This window comes from Methylobacterium radiodurans, from assembly GCF_003173735.1.
Taxonomy (GTDB): domain Bacteria; phylum Pseudomonadota; class Alphaproteobacteria; order Rhizobiales; family Beijerinckiaceae; genus Methylobacterium; species Methylobacterium radiodurans.
This window is the reverse complement of the sequence record NZ_CP029551.1, coordinates 3,922,269-3,942,096: the sequence shown is the minus strand read 5'-3', so window position 1 is coordinate 3,942,096 and position 19,828 is coordinate 3,922,269. Positions and strand designations below refer to the sequence as shown.

The window sequence follows — 19,828 nt, the reverse complement described above, 5'->3', positions numbered from 1 at the left end:
CAGTCGCTGGAGCAGGCCCCGCGGTGCGGGCGGAGGCGCGCTCTGCCCAGGACTGTCCCCGATCTAAGCGTTCGCGGCGAAGGGGTGCGAGGCCGAGTTGCGCTGCTCGGTGACCGTCGAAGCCTTCGGCTCACCGTTCACGGCGCGCTGGATCGAGAGCTTGGTGGCCTCGTAGTTGTACTGCTGGATCTTGGCGTCGTCGGCCGCCTCCCAGTGGATGAACACGCCGACCAGGATGTAGAGGTCGTCGGCCTCGTCGGCCGGGATGATGCCCTCGGCGACGCAGTCCTGCACGGCCTTGGCGACGCCGTGCTGGGCGGGGCCGAACATCTGGACGGCCTGACGGGCGTCGTTGATGGTGACCTTGTTGAACATCAGCGTGTTCGGCTTGCACGGCAGGTTCGGCGCGATGACCGCGAGCAGGCTGGTGAAGCCGTGCTTGTTGTTCACGAGGCCGTTGCAGAAAGCCGTCTCGGCCGGCGAGCCGCGCGGTCCGATGATGAGGTCGATGTGGGCGACCTCGTTGCCGTCGCCGACGAGAGCCTCGCCGACCTGAACCTTGGTGATCTTCGCCATTCGGGGTCTCTCCCTGGAATTCCAAGTGTAGGGCTGCGGCTAAGGGCAGGGCCACAGCCGGGGAGCCATCCTTGTTTGCGACGCGCGGCGCCCTCGCGGGGCCGCACCGGTTTGCCCGGATAGCGGCGCGGACCCTACAGCGGGCCCCTGCCTGTCACAACCCTGGGCAAGGCGCTGAAATCGATAAATCTTTGCAATGGCCGGCGCGGGCCGGCGGGTACAGTTCCGCATGGTCGGACCGGGGCTTTCGTCAAGTCCCATCTGCGACATCGCGGGTCGCCGCGGGGCCCTCTTGCGCGCCGTCTTGGCTCCGCAGTCTTGGCACCGCCAGCTCGGCTACGCGGCCGCGCGCAGGGCCTCGGCGAACAGAGTCGCGACCGTGAAATCGGCGCTCGTGCCCGGATTGATGCCGCGCGCCTTCAGGGCACGGTCGAGAGCGAGGAGCGCGGCGACCGGCTCCGTCCGAAGATCGATCTCCGTCCGGACTGCCTCGGCCCGGGCCCTCACCGCAGCGGCGACCTCGGGGCCGTGCTTGCGGCGGACGTGGCTGTCCTCCACCGCGGCGAGGTAGGCGAGGTGCACGGCAGTGGTGCACCAGGTCGGCCCGAGACCCGCCCCGCGCGCGGCCGCGAGCGCCGGCAGCCCGATCGCGTCGAGATCGGCGAAGCCGTCGACGTAGGCGCGGGCGATCGCGTCCCGGGAGGCGGCCTCCGACATGGCGTCGAGCAGGGACGGGGGCGCCGCCTCCGCGACGTCGTGGCGGCCCGCCTGCCCGAGCCCGCCGGGATTGGCTTGGCGGATCGCCGCGAAGACGTCCTGCGCATCGCGCGCGTCAAGGTCGGCGAGCACCGCGGCGACGCTCTCGCACCGCTCGGCCGCGCGGGCGAGCGGGGCACAGAGCAGCAGGATGCCGAGATTCGTGTTCTGCCCGACCGCCTCCCTGGTGGCGGCGACGCCGCCGAGCACCCGGGCGCCGACCCGGGCACCCGCCGCGGCGAGCGGGGGGGCCGAGACCTCGGCGCTGGCGACGAAGTCGGAAACCGCCATGCGGTGGCCGGCCGCGAAGGCGTGGACGTTGCCGGGCTTCAGCGCGTCGAGTTCGGCGAGGCAGGCCGCGCGGTAGAGCGTCGCGATCTGAGCGGGGGGAAGACCCGGCATCTCAGGCGACGACCCGCGCCGGGCGGTGCGCGCCCCGCACCGCCGCCAGGAAGCCGCGGCAGACCGCTGTGGCGATGTCGGTCTCGCAGACCTGCTGCAGGCCGGACCAGGCGGGCATCGAGTTCACCTCCAGCACGAGGTAGCCGCCGTTCCCGTCTTCCACGAGGTCGATGCCGGTATAGTCGACGCCGACGGCCGCCGCCGCGGCCTCGGCGAGCTCGGCCGCGCGGGCCGGCATCGCCCAGGCCAGCGGCCGGCCGCCCCGGTGCACGTTGGTGATCCAGCCGTCGCCCTCGCGGATCATGCCGGCGACCGCCCGGCCCTCGCAGACGAAGACCCGGTAGTCGCGCCAGAGCCCGTCGGCGCGCGGCACGTAGCGCTGCAGGTAGTAGACGCGGGAGACGGCCGCCTCGTCGGGCAGGTCCTCCGGGCGCTCGACCAGCATCAGCCCTTCCCCTTGCGAACCGAACAGGGGCTTGAGCACCAGCGGCCGGCCCGGCCGCGCCTCGCGGGTGATGCAGTCCGCGGCGGCCTCGCGCCTGGAGAACACCCAGGTCTCGGGGGTCGGCAGGCCGGCGCGCGCGACGAGCAGCGAGGTCGCCGCCTTGTCGACGGAGCGCTCGATCGCGACCGGGTGGTTCCAGACCGTGACGCCGGAGGCGACCAGCGCGTGCAGCACGCCGAGCCGCATCGTGGTGGCCTCGAAGGTGCCGCCCGCGATGGTGCGGAGCAGGACGCCGTCCGGCAGGGCGTCGGAGAAGCCCGGCACCCGCAGCGGCTCGGCCGCCGAGGTGACCACCGCGACGTCGGCCAGCGAGAACAGCACCGGCTCGACCCCGAGCGCGCGGAGCGCCGCCAGCAGGCGGTTCTTGTGCCAGTTGCCGTTGTCGGCCGCGAGCCCGATGCGCATGGGGTCAAAACATCCGCGACATCAGCCCTCCCCCCTTGCGGGGGAGGGTGGCCCTCGCGTCGGCGAGGGTCGGTTCGGGACAAAGTCCCGCAGAGAGGGGAGCGACGGTGCAGATGAGGGCACCGACGCTGACGAAGGGTGCGCCTGTACCGGAAGCGGGGCTCCCCCTTGCGGGACTTCGCCCCAGCCCGTCGCCCTTCGGGCGCCACCCTCCCCCGCAGAGGGGGAGGGAGAGTTGCGCTTACGCGAACGAGGCCTCGACCAGCGTCGGCTCCAGCCGCCCGCCCCGGAAGGTCGCGCCGGTGCGCACCGAGGTGACGATGGCCTCGGCCGGCGAGAACAGGGCGCCGTCGATCTTGTAGAAGTCGCCGTTCACCCGCCCGAAGATGTCGGCGAAGGGCGCGCCGTGGTCGGCCGAGGTGGTCGAGGGCAGCTGCTCGGCGAGCTGCTTGGCGTCGGCGTCGTCCGCGTCCACGAAGAGCTGCACCCGGCCGCCGTAGATGATGGCGTCGTTGGTGCGGCCCATCGCCTTGATGAAGTCCGGGTGCTGCGGCGAGAGCGGGGCCGTGCCGATGCCGTCCACGATGGCGTGCAGGTCGAAGCCGACCGTGTGGGCCTTGTGCAGCGCCACCTCCAGCACGCGGGCCACCACCTGGGTGGCGCCGGCGAGGCTCTGCGTCGGGGCGAAGATGAAGGTGAGGTTCTCGGGCGCGATCCCCGTGGCCTCCGCCACCTTGGCGACGACGCTCGACGGGGGACCGCCCGCGGCCTCCAAGACCAGGGCGGTGTGCGTGGCGGAATCCTTGTAGGCGAGCTCGGTGTAGAGTTCCTCGACGGTCGCCACCGCGCGGCCCGGGCCCGAGCCGAGGGCGAAGAAGCCCGAATCACCCGTCTCGTCCGCGAGACTCCAGCCCGCGTACTGGCTGCCCAGGCAGGCGAGGACCGGGTCGGCGGCATGCACCACCACCGAGTTCGGCCAGGCGGCGATCGGCCCGGTTGGGCTGATGCTCACGGTGCCGAGCCCCCCGAGGCAGATCTCGGCGATGCGCCGGCCCGCCTCGATCGAGCCGCGGGCGCTGGCGCCGGCATCGACCATGCGGGCGCCGCCGGGCTCCTGCCGGACGTCGAGCCGGAGCAGGCCGGCATCCGCCACGAGGCGCTCGACCAGGGGGGCGCTCAGCGCGTTGAGACTCGGGTACTGGGTGCTCATCCGGGGGCTTCCTCCTGCGCGAGCGCGGTCCGCAGCGCCGTCGCCCGCGCCCGCAGCGTTTCTCTGGTTGCCGCCGCGTCCGCGCCCGTGGCCAGCACGGTGCAGAGCGGCGCGTCCCGCCGCACCGTGGTGCCGGCGCGGGGACGGTCGCGCACGTGGTCCGGCCAGGCGTGGGCCGGCACGGGCGCGAGGTCCCGGTCCGCGTAACAGATCTCGGCGGCTGCCGCATCAACCGGTTGCGAATCGACGGGCGGCATGCCTCCGCGGCTTGCCGCCAGATGGGCGAGGAGGAGCGGCGTCGCGCGCCGGTCGAGCACGTCGAGGGTGGCGCCGGGACGGGGATTGATCTCGGTGAGCCACCAGCCCGTCTCGGCCACGAGGCAGTCGGCGCTGGCGAGGCCGCGGAGCCCGGTGCGGGCGACGAGCCGGGCGACCGCGCCCGCGATCTCCGCGGCGATGGCGGGCTGAACGGGCGGGGCCTCGGCCGCGCCGCGGGCCAGCGCCCCGGCGTAGCGGAACGGCCGGAGCGGGGAGGGGGCGCACCATTGCTCGGTGAGCGCCAGCACCCGGATCTCGCGCCCGTCGCTCAGAAAATTCAGGGCGTGCGGCCGGCCCGGTACCCGGGCCTGGAAATACGCGCCCGGCGGGGCCCGGCCCCGTCCCGCCCGGCGGATATGACTGCCCCCGGAGCCGCCGACGCGCTTGCAGAGCCAGTTCGCCGGGTCGGGCCGCGGCTCCACCGCGACCGCCGGGTGCGGGATCGCGAGTTCCACGCAGAGCGCCGCGAGGCGGAACGGGTCCTTGAGCGCCGCGACGGAAGCGGGCGCGGCGCCGAGCAGGCGGTGGCGGGCTGCGATGCCCCCCATCAGGTCGGGCGCTCCCTCGAAGCCGCTGCCGAGCACCACACCGACCGGACGCCGGCCGGCCTCTGCCGTGAGATCGTCGAGAGCGTCGAGCAGGGCCGACCCGCCGACCCGCCCCGAGCCGAACCGGCCGGGCAGGGGGCGGTAGGCCTCCGCGAGCTCGAGGGTGTCGGCGTCACCGAACAGGTCGGCGACGAGCGGGCGCAGGCCGGCCCGCCGGGCGGCCTGCGCGAGGGCCCGGCCGGACTGGGCCGCGATGAGGATGGCGTCGGTCACGACCGCCGCTCTCCCTCCACCCTCTGCGGGGAGGGCGCGCGCCCGGCCGCTCCAGGTCAGCCCGTCACCTCGACGGCAAGTTCGTAGGCGTCGCGGAAATCGAGGCAGAGCGGCTGGTCGGCCTGGAGCATGCGGCGGAACAGGCGGCACTGGGTCTGGTACTTCACGTTGCCGACCGCGAGCGCGCCGATGCCGATCCCCTTGCCCGTGGGGAGCGGCACGTCGATCGCGTTCACGTCGATGCCCGCGATGCCGGCGGGCGGCACCGCGTTGACATCGGAGGCGACGAGCAGCTTGGGCGCGGATTCGAGATCCTCCGCCGAGAGGATCGGGATGCCGGCGGGCCCGGCCGAGAGGATCACGTCGGCGTCGGCGATCGCCCGGCGCCGGTCCTCGGGCGCGGTGCCGTCGACGGCATCCACCTCGATGCCGAAGCGCCACTTCATGGTGAAGGCGATCTTCGAGACGCGCTCCTCGCCGTCATGGCCGACGAGCACGGACTTCGCCCCTTCGAGCGCCCCGATCACCGCCGCCACGTAGGCGACGACGCCGGCGCCCCCGAAGATCACGATGCGCTTGCCCTTGAGATCGGTGCCGTGCCGCTGGCGGAGCGCGCGCGCCACCTGCGCCACCATCGCGGCGCCCGTGGTGAAGGAACCGGCCGGGTCGGCGAAGATGTGGTTGGCGAAGGGGGGGACGAAGGCTTTCTTGGCCCGGTCCACCATGTCGAGGGCGTCCTCGGCGTTCTTGCCGCCGATGAAGAGGCCGGTGCGCACCCCGTCCTCCGGTGCGCGGGAGAAGATCGAGTCCTGGGTCAGAGAGACGACGTCGGGCAGCGTCACGTCCGTGTAGGTGACGATGGTCTCGAAGCCGGCATCGATCGCCATGTTCACGTCGAAGGGGCTCATGTGCTTGAGCGGCGTGAGCATGTGCAGGATCGAGCGGGCCATGGTCGTCTCCTCGTCGTCTTCGGCGGGCTCTTCGGGCGTCGCGCACCGTTACATATCGCGCAAACCCTTAAGCCGGGCTTCTAAGGTGCGCCGCGCCCGGCGCCTACCACCCCCTGACGCAACCCTTGCCCGCAGGGCAGGGATCGGGCGCGGAGGTCAGGCGGCCGAGACGCTCGCCCCGGTGTTGCGTCCGCGGGCGACGACGAAGCGCAGGCGCCCGGCCCCGGCCGCGCGCGCCTCCAGGTCGGCGACGAGGGCGCGCGCCCGGCGCTCGTCCGGCACCAGCGCGAAGCCGGTCGGCCCCCAGGAACTCTGGCCGTAGCCGGAGATGCCGAGCTCCGCGATCCGGGCCAAGGCCTCGGCCACGGCGGGGCTCGCGAAGCGCCCGCCCTGGTGGGGCGCGAAATGATCGCCGACGAGCCGCTGGATCCGCGTGATTCCCGCCCCGAAGGCCTCGGGCTCGGCGGTGACGGCGGCCGGAAGCACCTGCATCAGCACGATCCGGCAGATCTCGGCGGCCTGTTCCTCGGGGAAACGCGGAAGATCGCGAAATGCTTCGACCTCGCGGGTGCCGTGCACGCCGGTCATCGCCTCGTCGAGGATCAGCACCACCCGCCACGCCTCCGGGTAGGGGAGGCGGGCGACGACCGGGGGCGGGGCGCCGGTCGCGTCGCGGCCGCCATCGACGATCAGGCCGCCCTCCGTGAAGGCGCGCAGGCCCACCCCTGAGCGGTTGCCGCGATCGAGGGCGTTGGAAAAGTCCTCCGGCGCGAAGGCCCTTCCGTGCAGCCGGGCGAGCGCCGCGGCGACCGCGAGCGCGAGTTGCGTGCCCGAGCCGAAGCCCGCATGGGCGGGGATCGCCTCCGAGACCCGGATCCGCACGCCCTCGCCCACACCGAGATGGCCGGCTGCCGCCCGGATATAGCCCAGCACCCGCTCCGCCTCCGGTCCATCGGCCGCGGGCTCGGGCGCCGGCTCGGCGGTGAGCCGGAGGGCCGGCGCGTCGATGGCGAGCCCGACGCTGCCGAAGCGGCGCCCGAGGCCCCCGTGCAGGTCGAGGAATCCGAAATGCAGCCGGGCGGGGGCCTCGACCGTGACGGCTCCCGCCGGTCCCGCCGCGGGCTCGCTCCGGCTCGGCAGTTCGGGCACCCGGTCTCTCCTCGGCTCGTCGCGCGGTCCGGCCCGCGTGGTCTGGTCTAGAGCGCCCGCACCGCCCGCGGAGTTCCGTATCGGCGGGCGCCGGCTTCTCACATGCGGGCGTCCGGCGGGCAACCGGTGCCCGCCGGGATGCGAATCGGCGCGCGAGGGCCTTGCCTGCTGGGGCCGCGCAATGCAAACCTGCCCTCGAGGCGGCCCGGATGCCGTCCGCCGAGGGTTGTGCCGTGGCCGCGCCGCGGGTGCGGCCCACCCGGCGGGCAGGCCATTCCGGCACGCCGGGCCCGACCGCGCGGCCCGGCGGCATCGGTCTTAGGCGACCGCCCCCGCGCAGCGACGAGCCTGCGATGCGCGCGGCCCAACGATAAAACACGCGAGGGTGGATGGCAGCCTGGGTCAAGGGTGGGGCGACCGACGCCGACGCCGCCGTGGAAGCGGCGGCCGCGCTCCTGTCGTCCGCGCGCGCGCCGGTCTTCGCCGGCCTCAACGCCGAGGTGGCGGCGATCCGCGCCGCCTACGATCTCGCCGGGCGCATCGGCGCCTCCGTCGACAGCGCGGGCGGCGAGGCGACCTACGCCGATCTCGGGGCGCTGGCCCGGGTCGGCGCCATGCAGGCCCCGCCCGCCGAGGTGGTCGGCCGGGCCGACGCGGTGCTGCTGGTGGGCGAGGCGCCCGGCAGGAGCCCGCTGGTCGAGCGCCTGCGGGCGACGAAGCCGGTGCGCGGCCGTGCCGCGGGCGCGGAGCGCCGCGTCCTGTCGCTTCCCGGGACCGGAGATCTCGCGGTCCGGCTCGCGCATCTGCGGGCCCATGCCCGCGGCCACATGACCTCCGACGCCGAACTCTCGGAGACCGCCCGGGCGCTGTCCGCCGCGCTCTACGGCGCCGTGCTGTACGATCCGGGCGAGCTCGGCACGCTCGGCATCGAGATGCTGCAGGGGCTGGTGATGGACCTCAACGAGGCCACCCGCTGCTTCGCGCTCTCGCTGGGCGACGGCACCCAGGACCGCGCCGCCCTCCAAGTCGCGGCCTGGACGACGGGACAGGCCACCCGCGTCGGCTTCGGCCGGCGCGTCCCCGAGCAGGATCCCTGGCGCTTCGACGCCGCCCGCCAGGTGGAAGCCGGCGAGGCCGACGTCGCGCTCTGGCTCGCCAGCCTGCCGACCGCGCGGCCGGACTGGCTGAAGACCCTGCCCGCCGTGGCACTGGTGGGCGGCGAGGCCTCGCCCGACATCGCCGAGGTGGTGATCCGGGTGGGCGAGCCCGGCCGGGAGACCGGCGGCGTGCTCTGGAACGAGGGCCGCGCCGGCCTGAGCTACCGCGCGCCCGAGCAGGCGGGCGACCTGCCGAGCGCCGCCGAGATCATCGTGCGCATCGCGGCGGCCGTCGCCGGCCGCAACGCCCTCGCCAGCAGGGCCCCCGCGAACAGGAAGGACTCCTGATGCTGATCCGGATCCAGGGCGGTCGGGTCGTCGATCCGACCGCCGGCCGCGACGCGGTGGGCGACGTCTGGGTCGAGGACGGCCGCATCGTCGAGCCCCCGCCGGGCGCCAAGCCCGACCAGACCCTCGATGCCTCCGGCTGCGTGGTGATGGCGGGCGGCGTCGAGGTGCACTCGCACATCGCGGGCGGCAACGTCGTCACCTCGCGCCTGCTGCTGCCTGAGCTCTACGTGAGCGAGGCCGCGCCCGAGGGTCATCCCTTCGCGCATGCGGGAGGCGCGGCCGGCTGGATCGGCGCCACCTACGCGCGGATGGGCTACACCACCGCCGTCGAGCCCGCGATGCCGCCGGTCCACGCGCTCGCGACCCAGCTCGAACTCGCCGACATCCCCCTGCTCGACCGCGGCGCGCTGACCGTGCTCGGCAACGACGACCACCTCCTGCAGATCCTGCGGGACGGAGAGGGCAGGGCCGCGGTGCGCGACCTCGTGGCGCTCAACGTCGCGGCCTCGCGGGGCCTCGGCGTCAAGTGCATCAACGCAGGCGGCGCCTCGGCCTTCAAGGACGGCGCGCTCAAGCTCAGCCTCGACGACGAGATCCCCTGCTACGGGCTCTCGACGCGCAAGATCATGGGCGCGCTCCTCGACGCGGTCGAGGAGATCGGCGTGCCGCACCCGCTCCACGTCCACTGCAACAATCTCGGGCTTCCCGGCGCCGACGATTCGCTGATCGCCACGCTCGACGCGGCTGAGGGGCGGCGTATCCACTTCGCGCACGCCCAGTTCTACGCCTACGGCGTCTCGGACCCCGAGAACCCGATGACCGGCGGTTTCCGCTCGGCGGCAAGGCGCATCGTGGACGCCATGATGGCGAACCCGCAGGCGAGCCTCGATATCGGCCAGGTGGTGTTCGGCCAGACGGTCACGGTCTCGCTCGACATCCTGCGCCAGTTCGGCGGCCGCAAGGGCGCGAAGCCGAAGAAGTGGGTGCTGAACGCGGGCGACGCGGAAGGGGGCGGCGTGGTGCCGTTCCTGTACCGGCCGAAGGGCCCGACGAGTTCGCTGCAATGGGCGATCGGCCTGGAGATCATGCTGCTCTCAGGGGACCCCGAGCGCACCATCCTCACCACCGACCACCCGAACGGCGGCCCCTTCACCCAGTACCCGCGCATCATCCACCTCTTGATGGACAAGGAGGCGCGCGACCGCGAGATCGCGACGCTGCCGGCCATCGTGAAGGAGCGCTCGGAGATCGCCACGATCGAGCGCGAGTACAGCTTCTCGGAGATCGCCCAGCTCACCCGCTCGGGGCCGGCCAAGCTGCTGGGCCTCGACGACCGCGGGCACCTGCGCGCGGGGGGACGCGCCGACATCGCAATCTACCGCGACGACCCGGACCGGACCGCGATGTTCACCGCGGCCAAGTTCGTGCTCAAGGACGGCCACGTCATCGTCGAGGACGGGCAGGTCGTGGACTGGCGCGCGGGCCGGTCCCTGTCGCTCACCGTCGAGTCCGACCGGGCGATGGAGCGGCGCACCGAGACCTACCTGCAGGACCGCTACGGCCAGGGCCTCGACAGCTTCGCGGTGCCGGAGGCGGCGTTCGCGAAGGACAAGCCCGTGTTCGAGGACGTGGCATGCCGGGCGTGACGCTGTCGCGGATGCTCCGCGGATCCGAGGGGCCGATGCGGCTTTCGAACCATGGCTGAGATGACGCACCTCACCCTCAACGGCATCCCGGTCGAGGACACCTTCGCGGAGGCCTTCGACGTCGCCGGAACCGCGCTCATCGTGACGAACGACACCGCCCGCTGGGCGATGATCGCCGCCACCGTGATGACGGGCTTCGCCACCTCGGTGATCGGCTGCGGCGCCGAGGCCGGGATCGACGCCGAGCTCTCCCCCGAGGAGACGCCGGACGGGCGCCCCGGCGTGCGCATCCTGCTGTTCGGCTTCGAGCCGAACGGGCTGAAGGACCAGCTGATCAAGCGGGTCGGCCAGTGCATCCTGACCTGCCCGGGCACCGCGGCCTACGCGGGCGTCGACGGGCCGACCAAGATCAAGCTCGGCGGCGCGATCCGCTATTTCGGCGACGGCTTCGCGGTCGCCAAGCGGATGCCCGACGAGACGGGGAAGATGCGCCGCTACTGGCGCATCCCGGTCATGGACGGCGAGTTCCTGTGCGAGGACTTCGTGCGGGCGGTCGACGGCGCGGTCGGCGGCGGCAACCTCCTGTTCCTCGGCCGCAAGCACGCCGACACGCTCAAAGTGGCCGAGATCGCCGTTGAGGCGGCGGCCGCGGTGCCCGGCGCGATCCTGCCCTTCCCGGGTGGCATCGTGCGCTCAGGGTCCAAGGTCGGCGGGCGCACCAAGGGCATGATGGCCTCGACCAACGACGCCTACTGCCCGACGCTCAAAGGCCGGGCCGGCTCGCTGCTGCCCCCAGAGTGCAACGTGGTCCTGGAGATCGTCATCGACGCGCTGACCTCGCAGGGCGTCTCCGACTCGATGCGGGCGGCGCTCCACGCCGCGACCGAGGTCGGGGCCGCCCACGGCCTCGTGGCGGTCACGGCCGGCAATTACGGCGGCAATCTCGGCCGGCACCATTACCACTTGCGCGACCTGCTCGCGAAGGAGGCCTGAGATGCCCGTCCTCACCCTCCGCGAGGCGCCCCCCGAGCGCCTCGACTTCCTCAACATCAACCCGCTGGCGCTCTCCGGCCTGAGCCAGGGCGATGCCGAGCGCCTCGGCGTCGGCACCACCCGGCGCGGGCTCGTGCTCGGCGACTGCTTCACGGTCGCGCTCGACGGCTCGGACACGCTGACCATCGCGGGCGGTGACGCGCGGCTCGACCGGGTCGGCGCATCGCTGTCCGCGGGTGCGATCCGCGTCGAGGGCGATGTCGGCCAGCGCCTCGGCGCCGGCATGGCGGGCGGCAGCCTCACCGTCACCGGCAATGCCGGGCCGTTCGCGGGCTCGGGCGCCACCGGCGGCACCATCGTGATCGAGGGCGATGCCGGCGACCACGCGGGCGGGGCGGTCCACGCCGCGAAGGTCGGCCTCGACGGCGCCACCCTGGTGATCCGCGGCGCGGCCGGCGACCGTCTCGGCGACAGCATGCGGCGCGGCCTGATCGTGGTCGAGCGGGCCGGCGCTTTTGCCGGCGCGCGCATGATCGCCGGCACGATCGCGGCCGGCGCGGTCGGCGACCATCCGGGCTACGGCATGCGCCGCGGCACCCTGGTCACGGGCAGCCACGGCGCCCTGATGCCGACCTTCGTCGAGACCGGCGCGCTCGATCTCGTCTACCTGCGGCTGCTCGCGAAGTCGCTCCGCCCGGTGAGCGCCCGCCACGCCGACCTGCTCGCCGGCGCGCCCAAGCGCTACTCGGGCGACCTCGCCACGATCGGCAAGGGCGAGCTCTGGGTCGCGGCGTAGCCGCGACGCCGCGGCGTAGCCGCGACGCGGCGGCCCGAGATCCTCGCGCTCCCCCCCCCCCGATTCCCCGGATGGGTGCGGGAGACAGCCTCAGGCCGCCCGGCGGCGCAGGCGCATCACGAAGCCGATCACCTCGGCCACCGCCCGGTAGTGCTCGGCCGGGATCTCCTGGTCGATCTCGACCGTGGCGTGGAGCGCGCGGGCGAGCGGGGGGTTCTCCAGAACCGGCACGTCGTGCTCGGCCGCGACCTTGCGGATGCGCAGGGCCAGGGCATCGACGCCCTTGGCGACGCAGACCGGGGCGGTCATGCCGGCCTCGTAGCGGAGCGCCACGGCGTAGTGGGTCGGGTTGGTCACGACGACGGTGGCGGAGGGGACGGCCGCCATCATGCGCTTCTTGGTGCGCTGGGCGCGCAGCTGCCGCATGCGGCCTTTCACCTCCGGGTTGCCGTCCGTCTCCTTCATCTCCTGCTTCTGCTCCTCCTTCGACATGCGCAGACCCTTGCGCCAGTTGAAGCGCTGATAGAGCGCGTCGGCCAGCGCGATCAGGAGGTGGACGGCGAGGACGCCGCCGAGAAGCTTCAGGCTGATCGAGAACACCGCCGCGAGGCAGGCGGCGACGTCGAGGCGCACGAAGGCCTCCAGCCGGTCACGGTCGTTCCACAGCAGGGTGCCGACGACCACGCCGACGACCCCGATCTTGGCGAGGCCCTTGCCGAACTGCACCATCGCCTCGACGCCGAAGATCCGCTTGACCCCGGCCATCGGCGAGATCCGGTCGAATTTCGGCATCAGGGCATCGGTTGTGAAGACGAGCGGGTGCTGCAAGAGGCCGGCGGCAAGCCCGGCCGCCACCGCGAGCCCCGCCGGCACCGCGAGCGCCTGGAGCCAGAGCAGCAGGACGCGCGAGACCACACCCTGCATGGTGTGGGCGTCGTCCGGCAGGGCGTGCGCGTTCATCAGGAAGGCGCGCATCTCGATCGTCAGGGTGCGGGCGATGTCGGGGCCCGCGATCACCAGCGCCAGCGTGAAGGCGCCGAGCGCCGCGAAGGTGTTGATCTCGACGCTGTTGGCGACCTGACCGCGCTCGATCGCTTGGTCGAGCCGCCGTTGCGACGGCTCCTCGGTCTTGTCCTCCTGCTCCGCGTCGTCAGACATCGCGGCCTCGGGCAGACAGGGCGCCCAGCGCCCGGACGGCGTCTAGCGCCCGGAGAGCTGGGCGAGGAAGCGCCCGATATCGTCCAGGAAGACGCCCATCATCACGCCGAGGCAGCCCACGAAGATCGCCATGCCGATCAGGATCGAGGCCGGCACCGCGACGAAGAAGACCTGGAGCTGCGGCATCATCCGGGAGAGCACGCCGAGCCCGAGGTTGAACAGGATGCCGAAGGCAATGAAGGGCGCCGCGATCTGCACCGCCAGCGCGAAGCCGCGGGCGATCGCCTTCAGGGCCAGCTGCACCGCGTCGCCGAAGCCCGGCACCCCGTCCGGCGGCAGCAGCGCGTAGCTGCGCCCGATCCCCTCCAGGGCGATGTGGTGCAGGTCGGCGGCCAGGATCAGGGTGATGCCGAGCAGCGTCAGGAAGTTGCCGAAGGTCGCCTGCTGCCCGCCCATCGTCGGATCGACCGTCATGGCGTAGGACAGGCCGAGCTGCTGCGAGACGATCAGACCCGCGGTCTGGAGCGCGGCGACCAGCATGCGGATCGTGAGCCCGAGCACGAGTCCGATCAGCGTCTCGCCGAACAGCAGCGCGATCAGCCGCGGCCCGGCGAGCGTCTCGGGGGTCCCGAGCAGCGGGCGCACGGTCGGGAACAGCACCAGCGCGACCAGCAGCGCGAAGGCGAGCCTCAGGCGCGGGGAGATGGTGTTCTCGCCGATCCCCGGCATCAGCATGATCAGCGTGCCGACGCGCGCGAACGTGAGGAGGTAAGCCGCCGCGATCCCGGGCAGGAGCAGGTTCATGCGTGGTTCTATAGCAGGTCTCCGGGGTTGCGACCCCGGAGGTCCGGTGGACGCCCGCCGCGCCGTCGCGCGGGCGGGACCCGCGGGGACGAACCCATCGGGTCCCGGAGCCGGCAGCGGAGGCCATCATCCGCCGGCCGCGATGCGGGCGGCGATGCGGGTCATGTAGCCGGCCATGGCGTCGCCCATGAAGGGCAGCATCAGGAGGAGCACCGCGAAGACCGCCACGATCTTGGGCACGTAGATCAGGGTCTGCTCCTGGATCTGAGTGAGCGCCTGGACGAGCGAGACCAAAAGGCCGACGACGAGCGCCACCAGCATCAGGGGCCCGGCCATCTTCAGGAAGACGAAGATGCCGTCGCGGGCGACGTCGAGGATGGCGAGGCCGGTCATGGATTCGGAGGGGATGCGGCGACGGGACGGGCGCGGAAGGTCCGAAAGGACTCAGATCTGCATGCGCATGATTTCCTCGTAGGCGGAGATCATGCGGTCGCGCACCGCGACCATGGTCTGCAGGGCGGTCTCGCTCTCGGCGACCGCGGTGACGACGTCGACGACGTTGGCCTTGCCGGCGGCCACCGACATCGCCTGCGCGTCGGCCCGTTGGCCGGCGGCGCCCACCGAATCGATGGCCTGGCCGAGGAGCTGGGTGAAGTCGGTGCCGGTGCCCGAGACGGGCCCGATCTTCGGTGCCGGGCGGCCGGTGCCGATGCCCTGGACCGCCGCGTAGGCGCCGGCCGCGAAGTTGCTGCTCGCCATGGCCCGCCTACTTCAGGATCTCGAGGGTTCGGGAGATCATCCGGCGGGTCGCCGTGACCATGTTGAGGTTGGCCTCGTAGGAGCGCTGGGCCTCGCGCATGTCCATGTTCTCGATCAGCGCGTTGACGTTGGGCATGCGCACAGCTCCCTTCTCGTCGGCGGCCGGGTTGCCGGGATCGTACTTGGTGCGGAAGGCGGTCTGGTCGCGGCGGACCCGGCCGGTCTCGACGAGGCTCGCGCCGGTGTCGCGGTCGAGATGGCTCGTGAAGGTCGGGATCTTGCGCCGGTAGGGCTCGGCGGTCGGGCTCTGGGGCGCCGAATCCGCGTTGGCGATGTTCTCCGCGATGATGCGCATGCGGCCGGACTGGGCCTTGAGGCCCGAGGCGGCGATGGTGAGCGATTTCGAGAAATCCACGGCGGCGGCTCCTCAGGGATTGTCCGGGGCCTCAGCGCTTGCCGATGGCGATCTTCAGGGTGTCGAGGCTCTTCTGGTACATCGAGGCGGCGAGCTGATAGTCCGACTGGTTGTCGCCGGCCTTCATCATCTCCTCCTCCAGGTTCACCGCGTTGCCGCTCGGGCGGACCTCGAAGCTCTTGGTCTTGCGCGGGTCGGCGCCCGGGCCGGCGGCCCCGGCGGGCGCCATGTGGCCCGCCTGCGTCAGTGCGAGGGTACCGGAGGCCGCGGGCTTGCCGGTCGCCGGGTCGAAGCGGAGCGCCGTGAGGTCGCGCGGGCGGAATCCCGGCATGTCGGCGTTGGCGACGTTCTCGGCGATGAGGGTCTGGCGCGCCTGCTGCCACTGCATCCGGGAGCGCAGCATGGCGAGCAGCGGCAGGTCGGTGACGGCCACGGGCCTCGCCTCCAGCGGGGTCGGACGAAACTTCCGACCGGCAGAATCTGCCGGGTCCATGGTTAACGGTCGGTTAAGCCGTCCAGCCTGCCCCGCCGGCCCGGCGGGGGAAGCTGTTAACGAAAGTTTAAGTGCGATTGCACGCCGCACCCGTCCACATGCTAAACTGCGCAGCGATGTTGCGTTGAGGCCGCGCGGGCCCAGAACGAGAGTGCGAAGCCTTGTTGCAGTCCGTGTTCGGCTCCGAGGGCTCCCCGATCATCCAGTACGTCAGCATCTTCGCCGTGATCTTCGCGGTCCTGGCGGTGATCGTGCTGGTGCTGCGCCGACTCACCGGGGGCGGGCTCGCCGCGCCGGGCCGGAGCAACCAGCGCGGGCGCCAGCCGCGGCTCGGCATCGTCGACGTGTACGAGCTCGACCGGCAGCGCCAGCTCATCCTGCTGCGGCGGGACAACGTGGAACACCTGCTCCTCGTGGGCGGGCCGAACGACGTGGTGATCGAGCGCAACATCCAGCGCGGGCGCGCGTTCGGCGAGCCGTCCCTGCGGCCCGAGCCGCTGCCCGAGACCCTGCCCGAGCCCGACGCCCTGCCTGAACCGTCCGAGGACGCTCTCGAGCCGCCTGGACCGCTCCCGGGCCCACTTGCCGGCCTGACCGCGCGCCGGCCCGAGCCCGCCTTCGAGCCGCGCTTCGAGATGCCGGTGGTGGTGCCGCCGGCCGTGCCGCGCTCGAACGCCGCCCCGCCGGTGACCCACCCGCTCGACGCCGCCGCCCTCGGGCCCGATGCCGGCGGCGAGACCGCCCCGATGCCGCCGGCCCGGCCTGAAGTGACGGCGCCGACCCCGCAGGTCCCGGCCCGCGACGCGGCACAGGAGCGGCCGGTCGCGGCGGAGGCGCCCGCCGGGAGCGGGCCGGTCGAAGCGCCTGCCAGGGAGGCCCCGAAAGAGGCGACCAAGGAGGGGCCCGCCCGGCGCCTCCTGCGCCGGACCGCGCCGCCCCTGGCCAGTCCGCCGGCCAGTTCGCCGGCAGCCGCCCCGGCACCCGCCTCCGAGGCTCCGGCCGAGCCCCCGGCCGCCCCGTCGGGACCGCCGCGCCGCTCCGTCGATCCGGTGATCCTCTCCGACATGGCGCGCCAACTTCAGGAAGCGCTGAGCCGGCCATCCTCCGCCGTGACGCCGCCGCCCGCGGGCCCCGCGCCGCAACCGGCGGCTCAGCAGGCTCAGGTCCCGCAGCCCCAGGTCTCCCAATCCCAGGTCCCGCAGCCCCAGGCCCCGCAATCGCAGGTCCCGGAGCCGCAAGGCCCGCGGCCCGGTCCGGCGGTCGATCCGATGGCCGCCGCGATGGCGGCGCCCGTTCCGCACCCCGCCGTGCCGACGCCCACCCCGCCCGCGCCGACGCCGCCCGCCTCCGCGGCTCCTGCCGCGGCGCCCGCGGCCGAGCCGACCGCGAAGCCGGCCACCAAGCCCGCGTCCGCGCCGAACCCGTTCTCGGTCGAGGAGATCGAGGCCGAGTTCGCCCGCCTGCTGGGCCGCCCGCTGGACAAGCGGTAGCCGGCCTGGGGCCTCAGGCCGGCGGGTAGGTGATGAACTCCATCAGCGACCCGTCCGGATCCCGGAAGTAGACGCTGATGCCGGGCCCAGCGGCGCCGCTGCGCTCGACGGGACCGCGCTCGACGACCACGCCGTGGCGGTGGAGATGGGCCATCGCCTCCTCCAGCGTGCCCGGCCAGCGGAAGCAGAGGTCGCTGTTGCCGGGCAGGACCGGCTTCTCGGCGAGTGGCTCGGCCACCACGCCCGGCCCGTGGCAGTTCAGCTGCACCCCGCCGAAGCGGTAGGCGAAGCCGGCCCCCCGCTCGATCACCTCGGCCCCCATGACGTCGCGGTAGAAGGCGGTGGCGCGTGCCCAGTCCGTGACGTGGATCACGCAATGGTCGAGATGAATCGCCGGCCGGGTCGGGATCTCGGGGCCAGCGGAAGCCGGCTCGCCCTCGGTCTGGGGCAAAATGCCCTCCGGAAGGGTCTCGGTCGTGGGCATCGGTGGACTCCGGCACAGGTCTCGCGGACGAGATAGGGCGTTCTGCGGGATCAGTCCTCGGCCCCGGGAGGCGCTCGTCTCGGCGGGCGCTTCACGTCCGCGTGCGGCGCAAAAGCTACATCCCGGGCCGGCCTGAGGGGCTAGGCAGGTCGTCCACGACGAAGCTCGCAAGGTGAAACCCATGCTCGCCCGCCGGACCCTGCTGGCCGCCCTCGCGGTCGCGCCGCTCGCCGCCTGCCAGAGCCGCGGCCCCGCGCAGCTCGCCGCGACCGACGAGGAAGCCGCGTGGTACGTCGGTACCAAGCCCGACAAGCCGCACGACATCCCGCTGGTCGATACCGACCGGCTCGACCCGAAATACCGCCGCCAGGTGGTGCGCTACACCGGTCTCGAGGCGCCCGGCACCATCGTGGTCGACATCGACAACCGTCAGCTCACCCTGGTCCAGGCCGAGGGCACGGCGATCCGGTACGGCATCGGCGTGGGCAAGCTCGGCTTCTCGTGGAAGGGCGAGGCCCGCGTCGGCCGCAAGGGCGTCTGGCCCGACTGGAGCCCGACCACCACGATGGTCTCGCTCAACCCCGACCTGCCGCGCACGCTCAAGGGCGGCGTGGACAACCCGCTGGGCGCGCGCGCGCTCTACCTCTACCAGGGCAACCGCGACACGCTGTTCCGCCTGCACGGCACCAACGAGCCCTGGAGCATCGGCGAGCAGATGTCCTCGGGCTGCGTGCGCATGCTCAACGAGGACATCGCCGACCTCTACGAGCGGGTGCCGGTGGGCACGCGGGTGCTGGTCAAGCGCAACGGCAAGTATCGGGTGTGAGGGTCCGGGCGCGAGGGGCGGGCGGCTCTCAGCCCGCCCGCTCAGCACCGCCGGTGAAGTCCCGCCACAGCAGCACCAGGGCCGCCATCACGGCCGGCCCGAGGAACAGGCCGAGCAGGCCGAAGGTCTCGACGCCGCCCAGGATCCCGAGGAGCACCCAGAGGAAGGGCAGCTGCGTGGTGCCGCCGATGAGGACCGGGCGCACGAAGTGGTCGGCCACGAAGGTGACGACGAAGCCCGAGGCGACCACGACGAGGGCCGGCACGGTCTGGCCCTGGGCGAGCAGCAGCACGGCCGCCAGCCCGAAGGCGACGGGCGCCCCGAACGGGATCATCGCGGCGATCGCCGTCAGCGCGCCGAGCAGCACCGGGTGCGGCACGCCCGCGAAGTGATAGACGAGTCCGAGCAGCACGCCCTCGCCGAGGCCCACCAGCACGAGCCCGTCCACCGTGCCGTGCACCGAGGCCACCATCTGCCGGGCGACCCGCTCGCCGTGCGGGCCGAACAGGCGGTTGCAGGCGGCGAGCGCCTGGTCGCGCACCGCGTCGCGGTCCCGGAACAGGAAGAACAGGGCGAGCAGGCTGAAGCCGAACAGCACCGCGCGGTGCACCACCTCGCGCCCCAGATTGCGCGAGACGCCGAGCACCCGGCCGTTGTCGAGGCGGTGCAGCAGGTCGGAGGCCGCTTCCGGATGCCCGAAGGTCCGGCCCCACCAGGCCGAGGCCTGGGCGGCGCCGAAGGGCAGGTGGTTCAGGAACTCGGGCGCCGGGATGCCCGTCCGCTCGGCGGAGCGGACGAAATCCAGCACGTCGTGAGCCTCGCGCGCCGCCTCGATGCCGAGGATCACCAGCGGCCCGAGGATGACCAAGGCGACGAGGAGCGTGGCGAGGCCCGGCAGCAAGAGGTTGTGCCGGTCGCGGGGCAGGCGGCGCTCGGCGCGGTCGTAGAGGGGGCCGAGCGCGATCACCAGAACGACCGCCCAGGCGAGCGCCGGCAGGAAACCGTGCAGGATCCAGAGGCCGAGGCCGGCGAGTACCAGGACGAGGGCGGTGCGGGCGATCCCCTGGGCGCGGGGGCTGCGCGTCGGCGCGGCGGCACCGGGATCGTCACCCGGATCGCGCGCGACGGACCCCGGCCCGGGCCGGGCGACCAGCTTCGAATCCATCGCACATCCCTCCGCACGCTACGCGCTCGGGATCTAGGACGGGACACCGGTCCCGGCATGGCTCGCGCGGCCGGAAGAGCCTCGAAAGATCCTGCGGAGTCTTCACGAAACCGACACGGTTGCCCCTCCGGAACCCCTCGTGTAGAGGTCGCGCCCATCCGAAGGGGCCCGGGCGCGGCCCCGCGACGCGTTGGCTTGGCAGGCGGGGACGAGCGCGGGGGCGGCGTCGCCCACCGATCCCGCGAGGCCGCGCGCTGCA

Annotated in this window: 21 protein-coding genes; 6 read left to right on the top strand and 15 right to left on the bottom strand. The window is 73.1% G+C overall.

All coding sequences use genetic code 11. From position 1 onward, the window contains the following. Nucleotides 1-63 precede the first annotated feature (63 nt). The 7 genes from fae to DK427_RS18430 all read right to left on the bottom strand — a co-directional run bounded on the left by fae (nucleotide 64) and on the right by DK427_RS18430 (nucleotide 7,092). Nucleotides 64-576 (bottom strand): 5,6,7,8-tetrahydromethanopterin hydro-lyase, encoded by a 513-nt coding sequence (fae, locus tag DK427_RS18460; protein ID WP_066921708.1) that lies wholly within the window; start codon nucleotides 574-576, stop codon nucleotides 64-66. A gap of 336 nt (nucleotides 577-912) precedes the next feature. After that, the gene (locus DK427_RS18455) at nucleotides 913-1,734 is read right to left on the bottom strand and encodes a triphosphoribosyl-dephospho-CoA synthase (RefSeq protein WP_109952537.1); all 822 of its coding nucleotides are present in this window, start codon (nucleotides 1,732-1,734) and stop codon (nucleotides 913-915) included. A 1-nt stretch (nucleotide 1,735) separates the two neighbouring features. Continuing rightward, nucleotides 1,736-2,644, bottom strand: a complete 909-nt coding sequence (locus tag DK427_RS18450; protein ID WP_109952536.1) for an ATP-grasp domain-containing protein — start codon at nucleotides 2,642-2,644, stop codon at nucleotides 1,736-1,738. A gap of 241 nt (nucleotides 2,645-2,885) precedes the next feature. Next, on the bottom strand, nucleotides 2,886-3,854 hold the full coding sequence (mch, locus tag DK427_RS18445; RefSeq protein WP_109952535.1) for a methenyltetrahydromethanopterin cyclohydrolase: 969 nt from the start codon (nucleotides 3,852-3,854) through the stop codon (nucleotides 2,886-2,888). Beyond that, nucleotides 3,851-4,993 (bottom strand): ATP-grasp domain-containing protein, encoded by a 1,143-nt coding sequence (locus tag DK427_RS18440; protein ID WP_109952534.1) that lies wholly within the window; start codon nucleotides 4,991-4,993, stop codon nucleotides 3,851-3,853. The genes mch and DK427_RS18440 overlap by 4 nt, the downstream gene beginning before the upstream one ends. A gap of 56 nt (nucleotides 4,994-5,049) precedes the next feature. After that, on the bottom strand, nucleotides 5,050-5,943 hold the full coding sequence (locus DK427_RS18435; protein WP_109952533.1) for an NADP-dependent methylenetetrahydromethanopterin/methylenetetrahydrofolate dehydrogenase: 894 nt from the start codon (nucleotides 5,941-5,943) through the stop codon (nucleotides 5,050-5,052). A gap of 156 nt (nucleotides 5,944-6,099) precedes the next feature. Then, complete coding sequence (locus DK427_RS18430; RefSeq protein ID WP_109952532.1) at nucleotides 6,100-7,092, bottom strand: beta-ribofuranosylaminobenzene 5'-phosphate synthase family protein; 993 nt, start codon at nucleotides 7,090-7,092, stop codon at nucleotides 6,100-6,102. Nucleotides 7,093-7,481: 389 nt separating this feature from the next. On the opposite strand from DK427_RS18430, the gene DK427_RS18425 reads away from it, so the two are divergent. From DK427_RS18425 to DK427_RS18410, 4 genes are read left to right on the top strand one after another with little or no spacing between them, the layout of a single operon-like run. Continuing rightward, a complete protein-coding gene (locus tag DK427_RS18425; RefSeq protein ID WP_109952531.1) occupies nucleotides 7,482-8,537 on the top strand; it encodes a molybdopterin-binding domain-containing protein in 1,056 nt (351 codons plus the stop codon). Further along, entirely contained in the window at nucleotides 8,537-10,186 is a 1,650-nt protein-coding gene (locus DK427_RS18420; RefSeq protein WP_109952530.1) for a formylmethanofuran dehydrogenase subunit A, read from the top strand. The genes DK427_RS18425 and DK427_RS18420 overlap by 1 nt, the downstream gene beginning before the upstream one ends. Before the next feature lie 60 nt (nucleotides 10,187-10,246). Continuing rightward, nucleotides 10,247-11,179: a formylmethanofuran--tetrahydromethanopterin N-formyltransferase gene (fhcD, locus tag DK427_RS18415; protein ID WP_109954258.1), complete on the top strand. Its 933-nt coding sequence runs from the start codon at nucleotides 10,247-10,249 to the stop codon at nucleotides 11,177-11,179. 1 nt (nucleotide 11,180) lies between these two features. Continuing rightward, nucleotides 11,181-11,975 carry a formylmethanofuran dehydrogenase subunit C gene (locus DK427_RS18410; protein WP_109952529.1) on the top strand — a complete coding sequence of 265 codons (795 nt, stop codon included), beginning with the start codon at nucleotides 11,181-11,183 and terminating at the stop codon, nucleotides 11,973-11,975. Nucleotides 11,976-12,065: 90 nt separating this feature from the next. Here the strand turns inward: DK427_RS18410 and flhB are convergent, their stop codons facing one another. From flhB to flgB, 6 genes are all read right to left on the bottom strand, one after another. Continuing rightward, nucleotides 12,066-13,133 carry a flagellar biosynthesis protein FlhB gene (gene flhB / locus DK427_RS18405; RefSeq protein ID WP_109952528.1) on the bottom strand — a complete coding sequence of 356 codons (1,068 nt, stop codon included), beginning with the start codon at nucleotides 13,131-13,133 and terminating at the stop codon, nucleotides 12,066-12,068. Nucleotides 13,134-13,175: 42 nt separating this feature from the next. Further along, nucleotides 13,176-13,937, bottom strand: a complete 762-nt coding sequence (gene fliR / locus DK427_RS18400) for a flagellar biosynthetic protein FliR (RefSeq protein WP_109952527.1) — start codon at nucleotides 13,935-13,937, stop codon at nucleotides 13,176-13,178. Between the two features lie 126 nt (nucleotides 13,938-14,063). Continuing rightward, on the bottom strand, nucleotides 14,064-14,330 hold the full coding sequence (gene fliQ, locus DK427_RS18395; protein ID WP_109952526.1) for a flagellar biosynthesis protein FliQ: 267 nt from the start codon (nucleotides 14,328-14,330) through the stop codon (nucleotides 14,064-14,066). A 51-nt stretch (nucleotides 14,331-14,381) separates the two neighbouring features. Continuing rightward, on the bottom strand, nucleotides 14,382-14,696 hold the full coding sequence (gene fliE / locus DK427_RS18390) for a flagellar hook-basal body complex protein FliE (RefSeq protein ID WP_109952525.1): 315 nt from the start codon (nucleotides 14,694-14,696) through the stop codon (nucleotides 14,382-14,384). 7 nt (nucleotides 14,697-14,703) lie between these two features. Then, nucleotides 14,704-15,111 carry a flagellar basal body rod protein FlgC gene (gene flgC / locus DK427_RS18385; RefSeq protein ID WP_109952524.1) on the bottom strand — a complete coding sequence of 136 codons (408 nt, stop codon included), beginning with the start codon at nucleotides 15,109-15,111 and terminating at the stop codon, nucleotides 14,704-14,706. Between the two features lie 31 nt (nucleotides 15,112-15,142). Next, nucleotides 15,143-15,544 (bottom strand): flagellar basal body rod protein FlgB, encoded by a 402-nt coding sequence (gene flgB, locus DK427_RS18380; protein WP_109952523.1) that lies wholly within the window; start codon nucleotides 15,542-15,544, stop codon nucleotides 15,143-15,145. 221 nt (nucleotides 15,545-15,765) lie between these two features. Between flgB and DK427_RS18375 the strand changes: the two genes are divergently transcribed. Continuing rightward, nucleotides 15,766-17,094 (top strand): flagellar biosynthetic protein FliO, encoded by a 1,329-nt coding sequence (locus tag DK427_RS18375; RefSeq protein ID WP_204165185.1) that lies wholly within the window; start codon nucleotides 15,766-15,768, stop codon nucleotides 17,092-17,094. A gap of 13 nt (nucleotides 17,095-17,107) precedes the next feature. Here DK427_RS18375 and DK427_RS18370 read toward each other — a convergent pair whose 3' ends face one another. Further along, complete coding sequence (locus tag DK427_RS18370) at nucleotides 17,108-17,578, bottom strand: VOC family protein (protein WP_109952522.1); 471 nt, start codon at nucleotides 17,576-17,578, stop codon at nucleotides 17,108-17,110. A 181-nt stretch (nucleotides 17,579-17,759) separates the two neighbouring features. Here DK427_RS18370 and DK427_RS18365 point away from each other — a divergent pair, with 181 nt between their 5' ends. Continuing rightward, nucleotides 17,760-18,404: a L,D-transpeptidase gene (locus tag DK427_RS18365; RefSeq protein WP_109952521.1), complete on the top strand. Its 645-nt coding sequence runs from the start codon at nucleotides 17,760-17,762 to the stop codon at nucleotides 18,402-18,404. Between the two features lie 28 nt (nucleotides 18,405-18,432). Here DK427_RS18365 and DK427_RS18360 read toward each other — a convergent pair whose 3' ends face one another. Continuing rightward, entirely contained in the window at nucleotides 18,433-19,569 is a 1,137-nt protein-coding gene (locus DK427_RS18360; RefSeq protein WP_109952520.1) for an AI-2E family transporter, read from the bottom strand. Between the last annotated feature and the right edge of the window lie 259 nt (nucleotides 19,570-19,828).